15 protein-coding genes and 1 pseudogene are annotated in these 14,573 nt (G+C 65.7%); 6 read left to right on the top strand and 10 right to left on the bottom strand.

Annotated features, from left to right (window positions below; genetic code table 11):
• From RMO40_RS10220 to uvrC, 4 genes and pseudogenes are all read right to left on the bottom strand, one after another.
• Nucleotides 1-225: pseudogene (locus RMO40_RS10220) on the bottom strand (EamA/RhaT family transporter); the annotation flags it as partial.
• A 7-nt stretch (nt 226-232) separates the two neighbouring features.
• On the bottom strand, nt 233-799 hold the full coding sequence (gene pgsA, locus RMO40_RS10215; RefSeq protein WP_309720134.1) for a CDP-diacylglycerol--glycerol-3-phosphate 3-phosphatidyltransferase: 567 nt from the start codon (nt 797-799) through the stop codon (nt 233-235).
• Between the two features lie 58 nt (nt 800-857).
• Nucleotides 858-1,205, bottom strand: a complete 348-nt coding sequence (locus RMO40_RS10210) for a hypothetical protein (protein WP_309720131.1) — start codon at nt 1,203-1,205, stop codon at nt 858-860.
• A 187-nt stretch (nt 1,206-1,392) separates the two neighbouring features.
• On the bottom strand, nt 1,393-3,273 hold the full coding sequence (gene uvrC, locus RMO40_RS10205) for an excinuclease ABC subunit UvrC (RefSeq protein ID WP_309720128.1): 1,881 nt from the start codon (nt 3,271-3,273) through the stop codon (nt 1,393-1,395).
• A 34-nt stretch (nt 3,274-3,307) separates the two neighbouring features.
• Between uvrC and earP the strand changes: the two genes are divergently transcribed.
• The 4 genes from earP (at nt 3,308) to mnmC (ending at nt 7,753) form a co-directional block, all read left to right on the top strand.
• Complete coding sequence (gene earP, locus RMO40_RS10200; RefSeq protein WP_309720125.1) at nt 3,308-4,321, top strand: elongation factor P maturation arginine rhamnosyltransferase EarP; 1,014 nt, start codon at nt 3,308-3,310, stop codon at nt 4,319-4,321.
• A gap of 85 nt (nt 4,322-4,406) precedes the next feature.
• On the top strand, nt 4,407-4,961 hold the full coding sequence (gene efp / locus RMO40_RS10195) for an elongation factor P (protein ID WP_309720122.1): 555 nt from the start codon (nt 4,407-4,409) through the stop codon (nt 4,959-4,961).
• 63 nt (nt 4,962-5,024) lie between these two features.
• Nucleotides 5,025-5,954, top strand: a complete 930-nt coding sequence (locus tag RMO40_RS10190) for a heme-dependent oxidative N-demethylase subunit alpha family protein (RefSeq protein ID WP_309720119.1) — start codon at nt 5,025-5,027, stop codon at nt 5,952-5,954.
• Complete coding sequence (gene mnmC / locus RMO40_RS10185) at nt 5,951-7,753, top strand: bifunctional tRNA (5-methylaminomethyl-2-thiouridine)(34)-methyltransferase MnmC2/FAD-dependent 5-carboxymethylaminomethyl-2-thiouridine(34) oxidoreductase MnmC1 (protein WP_309720117.1); 1,803 nt, start codon at nt 5,951-5,953, stop codon at nt 7,751-7,753. The genes RMO40_RS10190 and mnmC overlap by 4 nt, the downstream gene beginning before the upstream one ends.
• Here mnmC and RMO40_RS10180 read toward each other — a convergent pair.
• The 3 genes from RMO40_RS10180 to rpiA form a co-directional block, all read right to left on the bottom strand.
• Nucleotides 7,692-8,930, bottom strand: coding sequence for an alpha/beta fold hydrolase (locus tag RMO40_RS10180; protein ID WP_309720114.1), 1,239 nt, complete (start codon nt 8,928-8,930; stop codon nt 7,692-7,694). The two genes, mnmC and RMO40_RS10180, sit on opposite strands and share 62 nt — an antisense overlap.
• A gap of 26 nt (nt 8,931-8,956) precedes the next feature.
• Nucleotides 8,957-9,130: a hypothetical protein gene (locus RMO40_RS10175; protein ID WP_309720111.1), complete on the bottom strand. Its 174-nt coding sequence runs from the start codon at nt 9,128-9,130 to the stop codon at nt 8,957-8,959.
• 85 nt (nt 9,131-9,215) lie between these two features.
• A complete protein-coding gene (gene rpiA, locus RMO40_RS10170) occupies nt 9,216-9,875 on the bottom strand; it encodes a ribose-5-phosphate isomerase RpiA (RefSeq protein WP_309720107.1) in 660 nt (219 codons plus the stop codon).
• Between the two features lie 64 nt (nt 9,876-9,939).
• Between rpiA and RMO40_RS10165 the strand changes: the two genes are divergently transcribed.
• Nucleotides 9,940-10,986: a quinone-dependent dihydroorotate dehydrogenase gene (locus tag RMO40_RS10165; RefSeq protein ID WP_309720104.1), complete on the top strand. Its 1,047-nt coding sequence runs from the start codon at nt 9,940-9,942 to the stop codon at nt 10,984-10,986.
• Between the two features lie 20 nt (nt 10,987-11,006).
• Here the strand turns inward: RMO40_RS10165 and RMO40_RS10160 are convergent, their stop codons facing one another.
• Nucleotides 11,007-11,645, bottom strand: a complete 639-nt coding sequence (locus RMO40_RS10160; RefSeq protein WP_309720101.1) for a 3-oxoacid CoA-transferase subunit B — start codon at nt 11,643-11,645, stop codon at nt 11,007-11,009.
• A gap of 84 nt (nt 11,646-11,729) precedes the next feature.
• On the bottom strand, nt 11,730-12,437 hold the full coding sequence (locus tag RMO40_RS10155) for a 3-oxoacid CoA-transferase subunit A (RefSeq protein ID WP_309720098.1): 708 nt from the start codon (nt 12,435-12,437) through the stop codon (nt 11,730-11,732).
• Between the two features lie 101 nt (nt 12,438-12,538).
• On the opposite strand from RMO40_RS10155, the gene RMO40_RS10150 reads away from it, so the two are divergent.
• Entirely contained in the window at nt 12,539-13,102 is a 564-nt protein-coding gene (locus RMO40_RS10150; RefSeq protein WP_309720095.1) for a LuxR C-terminal-related transcriptional regulator, read from the top strand.
• Here RMO40_RS10150 and RMO40_RS10145 read toward each other — a convergent pair.
• The coding region (locus tag RMO40_RS10145; protein ID WP_309720092.1) for an ATP-binding protein at nt 13,092-14,573 on the bottom strand (1,482 nt) is incomplete at its 5' end. The two genes, RMO40_RS10150 and RMO40_RS10145, sit on opposite strands and share 11 nt — an antisense overlap.

Here is a 14,573-nt window from a genome sequence, read left to right as displayed (position 1 = left end):
CACGCACAGGTGCAGCCACTGCGCGCGCGTCTTGGGCCACTCGGCACGCGACAGAGCGATCCACACGCCAAAGCACATCAGCGACAAGGCATAACGAATGGTGAGGAAGGTGATCGGCGGCGCGTGCGGCATGCCATAACGCGCAACGATGAACCCAGTGCTCCAGATCAGCACAAACACCGCAGGCATGGCACGCAGCAGCGCGCCTTGCTGAGCCGAAGTCATGGGCGACTCATCGCGCCTTGGCTCGAATCTCGGGCAGCGCCTTTTTCAGGTAGTACACCATCGACCAGATGGTCAGCACGGCGGCGGCATAGATGAGCACGGTGCCCCATAGATGGGTGTCGATCAGGCCGAAAAGCTTGCCGTGGAAAAGCAGGAATGGAATCGCCACCATCTGCACCACGGTCTTGACCTTGCCCAGCATGTGCACCGCCACGCTGCGCGACGCGCCGATCTGCGCCATCCATTCGCGCAAGGCCGAGATGGCGATCTCGCGACCAATGATCACGAACGCCACCAGCGCTTCAAGCCGCCCCAGCTGAACCAGGATCAACAACGATGCGCAAACCAGGAACTTGTCGGCCACGGGGTCGAGAAAGGCCCCGAACGACGATGTCTGGTTGAGCTTGCGTGCGAGGTAGCCGTCGGCCCAGTCGGTCAGCGCCACGACGATGAAGAGCACTGTGGCCACCAGATTCTTGGTGGGTTCGTGCCCATCGAGGTAGAAGATGCCAACGATCAGCGGGATCGCGACGATTCGCACCCAAGTGAGCAGGGTGGGCAGATTGAAGAACATCGGGACATTGTGCCGAACTTCTTCGGCCTCACCCCTGATGCCCATCAATCGCGATCGATCACTGTGCGTCGAGCGTGCGCGGCTTGAAGCGTTTGTCGTCGTTGAACAAGAACGCTTCGGCAAACTTCCACGGTTTGGGTAGCTTGGACACATCGCCAAACGGCCCGGCGCGGCGCACGGCATCGATTGCCATCTGCGTGGTTTCGGGCGCCTGGCTCGGGCGACGCATGATGTCGATGTTCTTGATGCTGCCGTCGGCGTTCAGCTCGACTTCGAGCACGGGAATGGCCAGCAGCATCTGCTGAGGCTTGCCGGTGTAGGTGCCATTGGGGTTGGCCGCCACCATGCGCTTGGCGGCCTGCAGCTTGAATTCATTCCAGTTTTTCGACACAGTGGGCGGGGGCATTCTCGATGCGGAGACGGGGGCAGGCGCAGTTGCGCCTCTTGGCGCGGGCGCGGGCGAAGCGATCTGAGACGGCGCCGGCGGCGACGCCGGCGGCTTGTTGCCGCAGCCCACCAGGCCCACCATCAAGAACAGGCTTCCCACGACGGCCCGACGGGAGGCGCTCAATTGGCGCGACGGAGAATTCATGTCAATGCAATGCACGATAGATTTCCTCTGCGAGTTCTTTGGAGATCCCATCCACGCTCGCGAGGTCTTCAACACTCGCGTGGCCCACGCCGCGAGCCCCCCCGAAGCGTTGTAAAAGTTTCGCACGTTTCTTCGGGCCGATGCCCGGGATCTCCTCGAGAACGCTGCCTCCGGTGCGCACACTGGCACGCTTGGCGCGCATTCCGGTGATGGCAAAACGGTGCGCTTCGTCGCGAATCTGTGCCACCAGCATCAGCGCGGCCGAATCGTGCCCCAGGTAGACCTTGTCGCGGCCGTCGGCAAACACCAGTTCTTCGAGCCCCACCTTGCGCCCTTCGCCCTTTTCAACGCCGACGATCAGGCCCAGGTCGAGCCCGAGTTCCTCGAACACCCCGCGCGCCATGCTGACCTGGCCCTTGCCGCCGTCGACCAGCACCAGGTCAGGCAGCCTCGCCTCGCCAGTCTGGGCGGCCGCGGCCAGCTTGCTGTAGCGGCGCGTGAGCACCTGGCGCATGGCCGCGTAGTCGTCACCGCCGGTGATGCCTTCGATGTTGTAGCGGCGGTACTGGGAGCTTTGCATCTTGTGGCCTTCGAACACCACGCAGGATGCCTGGGTCGACTCGCCAGCGGTGTGGCTGATGTCGAAACACTCGATGCGAAAGGTGTCGAGGTTTTCCGGCGCCAGGTCGAGGGCATCGACCAGAGCACGCGTGCGCGCTTGTTGCGAGCCTTCTTCCGACAGCAGCCGCGTCAGCTTGATGTCGGCGCCCTGGATGCACATGTCCAGCCAGGCACGGCGTGCATCGCGCGGCTGGTGCTGGGCCGTCACCTTGATGCTACTGTTCAATGAAAGCGCCTCGATCAACGGTTTGTCGACCGCATGGCTCAGCACCAACAAAGGTGGCACGGGGCTGTCGAGGTAGTGCTGCGCGATGAAGGCCTCCAGCACCTGCACTTCAGTGGCTTCGTCGACATGGGTCGGAAAGTACGGCCTGTCGCCCAGGTGGCGCCCGCCGCGCACCATGGCCAGGTTCACACAGGCGCGCCCGCCGTGCACCTTGACCGCCAGGATGTCGGCATCCTTGGTGGTGACACCTGTGTTGTCTTCCACCGACTGCTGGTGCAAGACCTTCGACAAGGCCCCCAGCTGGTTGCGAATCTCGGCCGCCTGCTCGAACTGGAGCGCATCGGCGTGGGCCATCATCTGCGACTGCAGCGTGTCCATCACCACCTGCTGCTCGCCCAGCAAGAAGCGCTCGGCATTGGTCACGTCGCGAGCGTAATCGTCGGCGCCGATGTACTGCACACACGGCCCTGAGCAGCGTTTGATCTGGTACAGCAAACACGGCCGCGTGCGGTTGTTGAACACCGTGTCTTCGCAGGTGCGCAGCTTGAATACCTTCTGCAGCATCTGAATCGACTCTTTCACCGCCCAGGCACTCGGGTACGGGCCAAAGTAGCGGTGCTTGCGATCGACCGAGCCGCGGTAATAGGCCATGCGCGGGAACGCATGCGCGGCGATCTTCAAATAGGGGTAGCTCTTGTCATCGCGGAACAAGATGTTGTAGCGCGGGTTGAGCGTCTTGATGAGGTTGTTTTCGAGCAGCAGCGCCTCGGCCTCGGAGCGCACGACCGTGGTCTCCAAGCGCACGATCTTGGTCACCATGTGACCAATGCGCGTGCCGCCGTGGTTCTTCTGGAAGTAGCTCGACACCCGCTTCTTCAGGTCGCGCGCCTTGCCAACGTACAGCACGGCGGTTTGCGCGTCGAAGTAGCGATAGACACCCGGCAGGCCGGGCAGCGCGGCCACATCGGCCAGCAGTTGCTGGCGTGCCGGGTCTTGTGGTTCGTCGTTTGCGGTGACGGTGTCGGGTTCGCTCATCGGACGCGAATTGTGCCGCCTCGATAATCCACCCATGCAATGGGATGTGTTCTGTCGCGTGGTCGACAACTTCGGCGACATCGGTGTCTGCTGGCGCCTGGCCGCCGACCTCGCGTCGCGTGGCGAACAGCTGCGGCTGTGGGTCGACGACGCCTCGGCCCTGGCCTGGATGGCGCCAGCAGGTGCGAGCGGGGTTTCAGTGCACCCTTGGCCCGAGGCCAGCAACGCAGCACCGGGCGACGTGGTGATCGAAGCCTTCGGCTGTGAGTTGCCACCAAGCTTCGTGCAGCGCATGGCTCAAGCAACACGCCCACCGGTCTGGATCAACCTTGAGTACCTGAGCGCCGAAGCTTATGTGGAGCGTAGCCACCGGCTGCCCTCGCCTCAACTGAGCGGCCCCGGTCTCGGCCTCACCAAGTGGTTCTTCTATCCCGGCTTCACCGCCGCGACGGGTGGCGTGATCCGCGAACCCGGCCTGATGCAGCAAAGAGAAAGTTTCGACCGCATCGACTGGCTGCACCGGCACCACATCACGCCGCGCGACGGCGAGCGCGTCGTGAGCCTCTTCAGCTACGCCAACCCGGCCCAGGCCGCCCTCGTGAAAGCCCTGGCAGACACCCCGACCCTGCTGCTGCTCACGCCGGGCGTCGCCGAGCCGACGCATCTGCCTGCCAACATGCGCACCCAGCGCCTTCCCTACCTGCCGCAAATCGACTACGACCGTTTGTTGTGGAGCTGCGACCTGAACCTGGTGCGCGGAGAAGACTCCTTCGTGCGCGCCCAATGGGCCGGGCGGCCCTTCGTCTGGCAGATCTACCCGCAACACGACCGGGCCCACGCGGACAAGTTGAACGCCTTCCTGCACCGGTTCCCAGCAGTGCCCGGCTTGCGCCAACTGTGGCTGGGCTGGAATGGCCTGACCGATGAGCCCTTGCGCCTGCCGCCACTGGCCGCGTGGCAGGGCCGGTGCAAGGCCTGGCGTGAAGAGTTGCTGGCACAAGCGGACTTGGGGACCCAACTGCTGGGGTTTGCCACTGAATCACGCTAAAATCCGAGGCTTTGCGCGATCTGGTGAATGACCACCCGGGCCGCGCCCTCCACGCGTCAAGCACGCACCGCACACGGAAATCGCTATGAAGATCGCTCAAGAAATTCGCGCCGGCAATGTGATCATGCACGGCAAGGACCCGATGGTTGTTCTGCGCACCGAATACAGCCGCGGCGGCCGCAACTCGGCCACCGTGCGCATGAAGCTCAAGAGCCTGGTCGGCAACTCGGGCACCGAAGTTGTCTTCAAGGCCGACGACAAGATGGACCAAGTCATCCTCGACAAGAAGGAATGCACCTACTCCTACTTCGCCGACCCGATGTACGCCTTCATGGACGCCGACTACAACCAGTTCGAGGTCGAAGCCGAGAACATGGGCGACGCCATCCAGTACCTCGAAGACGCGATGCCCGTCGAAGTGGTGTTCTACGACGGCAAGGCCATCTCGGTCGAGCTGCCCACCAGCCTGGTGCGTGAAGTCACCTACACCGAGCCGGCCGTCAAGGGCGACACCTCGGGCAAGGTGCTCAAGCCAGCCAAGCTGGCCACCGGCTTCGAAGTTGCCGTGCCGCTGTTTGTTGAAACCGGCGACAAGATCGAAATCGACACCCGCACGCACGAGTACCGCAAGCGGGTGTAAACGCTGCGCGCGGCAACCAAGGGCACCTCAGGGTGCCCTTTTTGTTTTGCTAAGGTCTCGGGCATGTCTTTCGATTTCGCCGCCGTCTCCGCACCCTTTCGCATGCAGCCGGGGCTTCGCCGGCTGGCAGCCGGTACAACGCAGCTCACCCCCAACCAGCCAGGCGACCGCGCGCTGCGTGAAAAGCTGGCCGTGCTGGGCGCCTATTCGACCCAGGCCTTGCTGAGTGCACCAGGCTTCGATGCCGGCCCGGCCCTGCAAGCTTTGAGCGAACACGCCACCGCTGAACACCCCGGCGCATGGTCGGCCGCGTCGGCGCACGCCCACCTGCTGGGTTGGTCGCTGCAAGGTGACGAGCCTCGCCAACATCACCACCAGCAACCCGAGGTCGGCGCCTGTCTTCGTGCGCTGCCGCCCGAGTGGCGCCTGCCGGCCCTGCTGAGCCTGGCTTTTGCAGAAGACTTCGCCGTCATCGACGGCACCACCGCCCACATTCCGTGGCTGGCCGTGTGCCTGCCTTCGGGCTGGGCGCCCGAAGAGAAGGTCGGCCGCCATTTCGCGCAGGTGCATGCGCCGGTGGCCGACAACCAACTGCTGCTCACGGCGAGCGAGCATCTCGCACGCCTCGTCACCGGCAGCGACCGTTGGGAGCGCTTCGTCTGGACGATCACCCGCCACCCGCGCCTGCACGCCCACCCGGCTCGACAAGACCCGGCGCCGTGGCCGGCAGATGCCACACCCGAGCAGCTGGCCCAGCACGCCTTCTTTCGCACCGAGCACCAGACCTTCATTCCGCTGCCCGAGTTGAAGAAAGCGGTTTTCACCATCCACGTCGATCTGCAGCCGCTGTCGCAAGCCATGCCCAGCCCTGCCCATGCCCAACAGGTGCACGACGCACTCGCCAGCATGAGCCCCGCCGTGCTCGCCTACCGTGGGTTGACCGATGCGCGCGACCGATTGCTCCGCTGGCTGAGCGTCGAAGCCTGCCGATGAGCCCGCAAGCCACTGACCTGCTCCTGACGGGTAACGAGCTGCCGCAACGCTGGCGCCAGCGCGAGCGCTTTGTCATCCTCGAAACCGGCTTCGGCGCAGGCCACCACTTCCTCGCCACCTGGCAGGCATGGCGCAACGACCCCGCGCGTTGTGAACGGCTGGTGTTCATCGCAGTCGAACCCAACCCGCTCACCGCAGACAGGCTTCAGCAAGCCCACGTCAACTCGCCAGCAGCCGACCTGGCAGCCGAGCTGACCTGCGCCTGGCCGCCGCTCACCCCCAACCTGCACAGTCTGCATTTCGAGCAAGGCAAGGTGCAGCTGTTGCTGGCGCTTGGCGACGTCGGCGGTTGGCTCCTCGAACTGGTGGCGCACGTGGATGCGTTCTACCTTGGTGGCTCCGCGTGGCAGCCACGCATGTTCAAGGCCCTCGCGCGACTGGCCGCACCAGAAGCCACCTTAACCAGCCAGATGACAAGCAGCGAAGTGCGCGAAGGTTTGCGTGCCACCGGCTTCGAGCTGCGCCAAGCCCCGAGCGGCATCACCCTCGCGCGCTACGCGCCCAGCTTCACACCGCGAAAGGCGCCTTCACGCACGGCCGCTGCCAGCAGCGAACGCCGCGCGCTCATCGTCGGCGCCGGCCTGGCCGGTTGTGCCAGCGCCTGGGCCCTGGCCGAGCAGGGTTGGCGCAGCACGGTACTCGACCGCCAGGCCAGCCCGGCACAAGAAACTTCGGGCAACCCGGCCGGCTTGTTCCACGGCATCGTCAATGCACAAGACGGCACCCACGCGCGTTTCAACCGGGCCGCTGCCTTGCACGCGCAGCGCGTGGTGGCCGATGCGGGTGGCGTGGCGCAAGGCCTGCTGCGGCTCGACAGCGAGGAAGCTTCGGCCATGAGCGCCACGCTTGAAAAACTCGGGCTGCCCGCCGACTACGTACAGGCCGTCTCCCCAGCCCAGGCGAGCGCCTTGAGTGGCCTGGCCTTGCATCAATCGGCCTGGTTCTACCCGGGCGGCGGTTGGGTGGAACCAGGCCGCCTGGCCAGGGCCTGGATGGCGCGGGCCGCAGCGCACACGAGCTTCTGCGGCGGCGTGCAGGTGGTGCGGCTTCGTCGAAGCGGCAGCACCTGGCAGCTGCTGGATGCCCACGAGCACGTGATCGACGAAGCCGAGGTCGTGGTGCTGGCGAACGCGGGCGATGCCCTGCGCCTGCTCGGCCACCCCCACTGGCCCATCGAGCCGGTACGTGGGCAGATCAGCCTGTGCGACAAGTCGCTGCTACCGAGCTTGCCCAAGCTGCCGATTGCCGGCGCGGGCTACCTGCTGCCCGAAGTCAACGGCATGGCCTTGTTCGGCGCCAGCTCACAAGCCGGTGACATGGACAGCGCGGTGCGCGACGACGATCACCGCCACAACCTCGCACAACTCGCACGCCTGGTCGGCCACCCGATCGACGTTCCGATGAGCGCCCTGCACGGCCGCACCGGCTGGCGCTGGGTGGCGCAAGACAAGCTGCCGGTGATCGGCGCGGTGCCTGACCTGCTCAGCCCTGTCGACCGGCCGCTCGACCAGCCGCGCCTGGTGCCGCGCCTGCCGGGCTTGTATGTGTTCACGGCACTGGGCTCGCGCGGCATCACCTGGTCGGCGCTCGGCGCGCGCGTCTTGGCCTCGCTCATCACCGGGGCACCTTCGCCGCTGGAGGCCAGCCTGCTCGACGCCATCGACCCCGCGCGTTTTGTCAGCCGCGGGGTGCGGCAACAAGCCACTCGCGAATCAAGGCGTACACCCGAGGGTGATTGAGCAAGGCCATGTGGCCCACGCCGGCGAGTTCGACACGTTGCACATCGCCCACCAGGCTCGCGTCTGACGCGCTGTGTGTCGTCACCAGGCCATCGCCCAACATGCTGCCCACCATCGGGCCCATCATTGCGTCGGCCTCGTCGGCCAGGCTGCCGGCCACCAGTCGCAAGGCGAGGCCGTCGGCCTGGCGCTTCTTGCCACGCAGGCCGTGGCGTAAATCCTTGATGCCCCGGCTGCGCGCGTTGGCAAGGGTGCCGAGCGGCTGCGTCACGTTCGACAGGCTCAGCGCCGTCGCCACGAAATGCCCCAGCTTCTCGAGCGGCGCGCCTTGGTGCGGCGAACCCAGGCACACCACGGTGCGCACACGCTGGCGCCAGACCGCATCGGCTTCGGTCAATTGCTCGCAGGCACGGCGCGCCACCAGGCCGCCCATGCTGTGGCCGACCAGAACGATCTCGCGCACATGCGGCGGCGCATGTTCGGCAAGCGCGGACAAATGGCCGGCGAGCTGCAGTGCGTTGTCGTCGATCCCGAGGCCGGTGTTGTAGCGCAGGTAGAGCGGGCTGATGCCCAGCTCGTCGGCCAGCAAGGCGCCGTAGCTCGCGCCGTCGCGGTCCCACGGCGAACCACGCCATGCTTCTGAAAACAGCGACCAGCTTTGTTCGTCGCAGGCCAGGCCGTGGATGAACACGCACACACGCTCGTTCAGCCCGGCCAATGAATCGGGCTCGAGCGGCAGCGGCTGGCCTGCGGTGTACAAACCCATCTGCACCGCCAACGGGCTGCCGGCCTGCGCCAGCGCATCGCCGGCTGCGGCATTCAAGGCGCTGCGAAAGGCCAGCTCGCGCCCGGCAGGCACGCGGTTCGGGTCGACCAGCAAGCGCTCGGCGTCACCCACCAGGCCCAGCAAAGCCCCCGTGCCATGGCGCACCGCGGCGTACACGCCGGTGGTGATGGCATCGTGCGCGCCTTGCACCAGGCGTGCAGGCACCGACAGGCCCGGCACTTTCTGCAGGGCATCGAAGGTCTTGCCGGAGATCGCGTTGTGCATTTCCTGCACCCGCGAGGTGGTGGCCTGGATGCCGGCTTTGAAGGCCGGCGCGTAGGTCGCGGGTGGAGCCGCCTGGGCGGGCGGAGCAGTGGTGCTGCCCGGTTCTGGCTTGCGGCGCTTGACCATGGGTGTGCGCCGTGGGCTGCAGACGGTCAGGTCTCGCTCGGCGGGGTGACCGAAGCGTCTTGCTCGGGCGGCTGCCCGTCTTCAGGGCCAGTGTCGCCACCCGCTTTGCGCCCGGCCTTGTCTTTCAGCTTTTCTTCTTTCTTCTTCTTCTTGGCCAGCTCACGCTGGCGCTTTTCAAACGAGTAATTGGGTTTGGCCATGGGCTTTCCTTCCAGTGGGTTGCACAAACGCGGCGCAACAGGCCCGAGGGTACGCGCTTTTCGGTCGGGCCTGAGAGCCGGCGGCTCAGAAAGTGAGCGTCTTCACCCCCTGCGCCGTGCCCAGCAGGCACACGCTCGCCTTGTTGCGCGCAAAGATGCCCACGGTCACGACACCGGGCCACTGGTTGATGTCGCGCTCCATCGCGGCCGGGTCGGTGATCGACAGGCCGCGCACGTCGAGGATGTGGCAGCCGTTGTCGGTCACCACACCGGCGCGCAACACGGCATCACCACCCAGCGCCTTGAGCCGCCGCGCCACCTGGGCTGCGGCCATCGGGATCACCTCGACCGGCAGCGGGTACTGGCCGAGTGTCTGCACAAGCTTGGATTCATCGGCAATGCAGATGAAACGCTCGGCCGTGTCGGCCACGATCTTCTCGCGTGTGAGGGCCGCACCGCCGCCCTTGATCATGTGGCCGCCGTGGTCGATCTCGTCGGCGCCGTCGATGTAGACCGGGATGCCGGGCACGGTGTTGCTGTCGAGCACCGCAATGCCGTGCGCACGCAGGCGCTCGCTGCTCTTTTCGCTGCTCGACACCGCGCCGGCGATGCGGTCCTTGATGCCTGCCAGCGCATCGATGAAGCAGTTGACGGTGGAGCCGGTACCGACCCCCACCACGCTGCCGGGCACCACGTAAGCCAATGCGGCCTGGCCCACCAGGGCCTTGAGTTCATCTTGTGTCATGGGGTTCTGTTAAGCGTTTGAGACAATGCGGCGATTATCCAAGACACTCTCTTGCGTCAACTGAATGCCACTCGTTCCCTACGCCCTCACCCGCCCATTTTTGTTCGGCCTCGACCCCGAGCAAGCCCATGACCTCACCTTGGGCGCGCTCGCCCGCATCCAGCACACGCCGCTGGTATGCGTGGTGTCGCAGCCTCGCATCGCCGACCCGCTCACGCTGGCGGGGCTCCCATGTCCCAACCGCGTGGGCCTGGCCGCCGGGCTCGACAAAAACGGCCGCTGCATCGACGCCTTTGGCGCCATGGGTTTTGGCTTCGTCGAGGTGGGCACGGTCACCCCCAAGGCACAGCCCGGCAACCCCAAGCCACGCATGTTCCGCCTGCCTGAAGCGCAAGGCCTGATCAACCGGCTGGGCTTCAACAACGAGGGGCTGGCCGCCTTCATTGCCAACGTCAAACGAAGCCGCTTCCGAGACCAAGGCGGCATCCTCGGCCTGAACATCGGCAAGAACGCCGCCACGCCCATCGAGCGTGCGGTCGACGACTACCTGATCGGCCTCGACGGCGTGTACCCGCATGCCGACTACGTGACGGTCAACATCTCATCACCCAACACCAAGAACCTGCGCGAGCTGCAAAGCGACGAGGCGCTCGACGCGCTGCTGTCGGCCGTGCAGGCGCGCAAGCTGCAACTCGCGCAGCAGCATGGCCGCAGCGTGCCCATCTTCGTGAAGATCGCGCCCGACCTCGATGAAGCGCAGGTGCAGGTCATTGCTGCCACCATCCGCAAGAACGGCATCGACGGCGTGATCGCCACCAACACCACCCTCGCGCGCGACGCCGTGAAGCACCTTCAGCACGGCGAAGAAGCCGGCGGCCTTTCGGGCGCGCCGGTGCTCGCCGCGAGCAACCGCGTCATCGCGCAGCTGCGTGCGGCGCTCGGAAAAGGTTTTCCGATCATCGGCGTGGGCGGCGTGATGAGCGGCGCCGACGCGCAGGCCAAGATCGCGGCCGGGGCCGACGTGGTGCAGCTCTACACCGGCTTCATCTACCAAGGCCCGGGGCTGGTGACCGAAGCGGCGCGCGCGTTGAAGCACTCGCGCAAGGGTTGAGCCTCAGAGACCGCTGCGATTCACTGCAGCGGCACGCCCGTCTTGCTCTGCACTTCTTCGCGCGTCACACCTTCGGCCAGCTCGACGAGCTTCAAACCTTGGGGCGTGACATCGAGCACGCACAGGTCGGTGATGATGCGGTTGACCACGCCCAGGCCCGTCAGGGGCAGCGTGCACTGCGGCAGGATCTTCAAGTCGATGCCGCCGTCTTTCTTCTTGGCCACGTGCTCCATCAGCACGACCACGCTCTTGACGCCAGCGACCAAGTCCATGGCGCCGCCCATGCCCTTGACCATCTTGCCGGGGATCATCCAGTTGGCGAGGTCGCCCTTTTCGCTGACCTGCATCGCACCCAGGATGGAGAGGTTGATCTTGCCGCCGCGAATCATCGCGAAGCTGTCGTGCGAGCCGAAGATGCTGGAGCCCGGGATGGTGGTCACGGTTTGTTTGCCGGCGTTGATGAGGTCGGCGTCGACCTGGTCTTCGGTCGGGAAAGGGCCGATGCCCAGCATGCCGTTTTCGCTTTGCAGCCAGACCTCGATCTTCGGGTCGACGAAGTTGGCCACCAGCGTGGGCAGGCCGATGCCGAGATTGACGTAGAAGCCGTCAGACAGCTCCTTGGCCGCGCGGGCCGCCATTTGGTCGTGTGTCCAGGCCATGATCAAGACTCCCGCTGGGCCGCCCCGAGGGAGGCTTGCGCCCCCTTGGGGGGCAGGAACGAAGTGACGTGGGGGTTGTTCATATCAGACTCCCGCTTTTTCAGTGATGGTGCGTTTTTCGATGCGCTTCTCGGGCGTGGCATTCAACACCAGCCGGTGCACGTAGATGCCCGCCAGGTGAACCGCATCCGGGTCGAAGCTGCCGGTCTCGACGATCTCTTCCACCTCGACCACGGTGATCTTGCCGGCCATCGCCACCGCCGGGTTGAAGTTGCGTGCGGTGCGGCGAAAGATCAGGTTGCCGCTCTTGTCGGCCTTCCAGGCCTTGACCAGCGACACATCGGGCATCAGCGCGCGCTCCATCACGTACACATGGCCGTCGAACTCGCGTGTTTCCTTGCCCTCGGCGACCAGGGTGCCCACACCGGTGCGGGTGAAGAAGGCCGGGATGCCGGCACCACCGGCGCGCAGCTTTTCAGCCAGCGTGCCTTGCGGCGTGAATTCGAGCTCCAGTTCACCGGCCAGGTACTGGCGCTCGAACTCCTTGTTCTCGCCCACGTAGCTGGAGATCATCTTCTTGATCTGCCGCGTCTCGAGCAGCTGGCCCAGGCCGAAGCCGTCGACACCGGCGTTGTTGGAGATGACAGAGAGGTTCTTCACCCCGCTGTCGCGCAGCGCCGCGATCAGCGCCTCGGGGATGCCGCACAAGCCGAAGCCGCCGACGGCGAGCAGCTGCCCGTCCTGCACGATGCCTTTCAGCGCGGTGGCGGCATTCGGGTAGACCTTGTTCATTGTTTTCTCCTGCAAGGGGTAAATTGCAATCCGGGAGCGTACTACGTAACCCATTACGTAGTCGTTACGTAGAATTCACTACAAACATACCCGGTTCCAAAATGGCTCTCAGCGCTGACGACTATCGAACCGCCTTCGACCTCGCGCCGGTCGGCATGGTCTTGTCGCGCAACCGCTTGATGCTCGACTGCAACCAGCAAATGCTCGACATGTTTGGTGCCAACAAAGAACAACTGCTGAACCAGTCGTTCGAGGTGCTGTACCCCACCCACGATGAATTCGAGCGCACAGGCCAGCGCATCGTGGCCAGCCTCAACACGAGCGGCTGGTACGCCGACGAACGGGTGATGAAGCGGGTCGATGGCCCGCAGCGCGGCGAGCTGTTCTGGTGCCATGTGTCGGGCCGCGCGCTCGACCCCACGCAACCTCATGCGGCCGGCATCTGGTCGTTCGAAGACCAGTCTTCGCAGCGCCAGCTCAAGGCCGACCTCACCGCCCGCGAGCGCGAGATCGCTGCGCTGTTGATCGATGGCCTCACCAGCAAGCTGATCGGCAAGCGCCTGGGCATCAGCCCACGCACGGTCGACGTCTACCGCGCGAGGTTGATGCGCAAATACGGCGCCGCCACCACGCCCGACCTGGTGCACAAGCTGCTCAGCGTTTGACGGTTTCCAGCGGTATGCGCACGTAGAAGGTCGAGCCCTGCCCGGGCGCGCTCTGTGCCTGCAGCGTGCCACCCATGGCCGCCACGATCTGGCGCGAGATGGCCAGGCCCAGACCCACACCCTGCCCCAGCTTCTCGCCCGCCGCGCCTTGCGCGTAGGGCTCGAAGATGTGTTGCAGTTCCTGAGGTGACATGCCCGGCCCGCTGTCGGTGACGGCGATCTCGAATGCCGTGTCGCCCACCGAAGCGTCGTCGTCACCCACCCAGCGCCCGACGATGCTCACCGCACCTTGTGCCGTGAACTTCACCGCGTTGTGCAAGAGGTTGGTCACCACCTGCTGCAGGCGCGGCCCGTCGACCTGCACGGTCTCGTCGCCGGCTTCATAACGCGCCTCGAACTGGATGCCCTTCTGGTGCGCCGCCAACTGGCCGGGCGCCGTCATGCGCGTCCACAAGACCGAGAGGCTCTGCGGCTCCAGCTGCAGCTGCACCGGCTTGGCCAAAGTCTGCTCATACGCGAGCGTGGTTTCGAGCACCTGGCCCAGGCCGCGCATCGACTCGGCCATGGCGTCGAGCAGGCGGTCGTGGAAGGCGGGGTCTTGCTGCGTCTTGGCCATCTCCGCCCCGCTCGCCACCGCGCCCAAGGTGCCGCGCATTTCGTGCGAGAGGTAGGCCAGAAAGCGCCCGCGCGCCGCGGCAGAGTCTTCCGCCAGGCGGCGGCCGCGCGCTTCGATGGCACGTGCCTGCGCCATCTTGCGCTGGCTGCGCCACAGCAGGCCCATGCCCACCAGCAGCGCCAGCAGCAGTGGCGCACCCCAGGCCAGCACCTTGCGCCAGGGCACGCCGGGCTGCACGTTGACCACCAGCCAGCGCTGGGCGATGCCGGCGGCCTCGGCTTCGCTCACGGCGTCGAGCCCCTTGCGCATGATCTGCGTCAGCTCGGGGTGGTCGCGCCGGACGCCGAAGTAGAGCTCGCTGTCGCCGCCCGCCACCGTGCCGGTGATGCGCAGCGTGCCGCCAAAGCGCCGTTCGATCAGCTCGTTGACCACCTTCACATTGCCAAGCGCCACATCGGCTGCGCCTTCGGCGAGTGCGCTGAGCACCTGGTCTTGCCGATCGAGCTCGACCAGCTTGATGCCGGGGTGTCGCGCCATCAGTTCGGGGATCAGGAAGTGCTGCCTCAGCAAGGCCACCTTGCGCACGCCGAACTCGCGGGTGTCGGTGATGAGGTTGACGTCGTCGTCGCGCATCACGATGGCGGTCGGCACACGCGAGAACGGTCCCACGAACTCATAGTCGGCGCGGCGCTCCGGCGTGCGCACCAGGCCCACGATCACGTCGAGTTCGCCAGCCACGCCTTGTGCATACACGTCGGCAAACGAGCTGCCCACTTCACGCTGGATGGCCAGGCCCGTCTTGCGCGCCACCAGCCGCAGGTAGTCGATGCCCATGCCCTGCGGCTCGGCCAGGTC

This window comes from Rhizobacter sp. (genome assembly GCF_031412075.1).
Lineage (GTDB): Bacteria > Pseudomonadota > Gammaproteobacteria > Burkholderiales > Burkholderiaceae_C > Rhizobacter.
Note: the sequence above shows the minus strand (reverse complement) of the source record. Positions and strands in the feature narration are given on the sequence as shown.

Bases quoted from the DNA above. Each gene is read 5' to 3' on its own strand.
- RMO40_RS10210 (WP_309720131.1), bottom strand. From the start codon at position 1,205: ATGCCCCCGCCCACTGTGTCGAAAAACTGGAATGAATTCAAGCTGCAG.
- rpiA (WP_309720107.1), bottom strand. From the start codon at position 9,875: ATGACACAAGATGAACTCAAGGCCCTGGTGGGCCAGGCCGCATTGGCT.
- earP (WP_309720125.1), top strand. From the start codon at position 3,308: ATGCAATGGGATGTGTTCTGTCGCGTGGTCGACAACTTCGGCGACATC.
- RMO40_RS10150 (WP_309720095.1), top strand. From the start codon at position 12,539: ATGGCTCTCAGCGCTGACGACTATCGAACCGCCTTCGACCTCGCGCCG.
- RMO40_RS10155 (WP_309720098.1), bottom strand. From the start codon at position 12,437: ATGAACAAGGTCTACCCGAATGCCGCCACCGCGCTGAAAGGCATCGTG.
- efp (WP_309720122.1), top strand. From the start codon at position 4,407: ATGAAGATCGCTCAAGAAATTCGCGCCGGCAATGTGATCATGCACGGC.
- uvrC (WP_309720128.1), bottom strand. From the start codon at position 3,273: ATGAGCGAACCCGACACCGTCACCGCAAACGACGAACCACAAGACCCG.
- RMO40_RS10180 (WP_309720114.1), bottom strand. From the start codon at position 8,930: ATGGTCAAGCGCCGCAAGCCAGAACCGGGCAGCACCACTGCTCCGCCC.
- pgsA (WP_309720134.1), bottom strand. From the start codon at position 799: ATGTTCTTCAATCTGCCCACCCTGCTCACTTGGGTGCGAATCGTCGCG.
- RMO40_RS10160 (WP_309720101.1), bottom strand. From the start codon at position 11,645: ATGGCCTGGACACACGACCAAATGGCGGCCCGCGCGGCCAAGGAGCTG.
- RMO40_RS10175 (WP_309720111.1), bottom strand. From the start codon at position 9,130: ATGGCCAAACCCAATTACTCGTTTGAAAAGCGCCAGCGTGAGCTGGCC.
- mnmC (WP_309720117.1), top strand. From the start codon at position 5,951: ATGAGCCCGCAAGCCACTGACCTGCTCCTGACGGGTAACGAGCTGCCG.
- RMO40_RS10165 (WP_309720104.1), top strand. From the start codon at position 9,940: ATGCCACTCGTTCCCTACGCCCTCACCCGCCCATTTTTGTTCGGCCTC.
- RMO40_RS10190 (WP_309720119.1), top strand. From the start codon at position 5,025: ATGTCTTTCGATTTCGCCGCCGTCTCCGCACCCTTTCGCATGCAGCCG.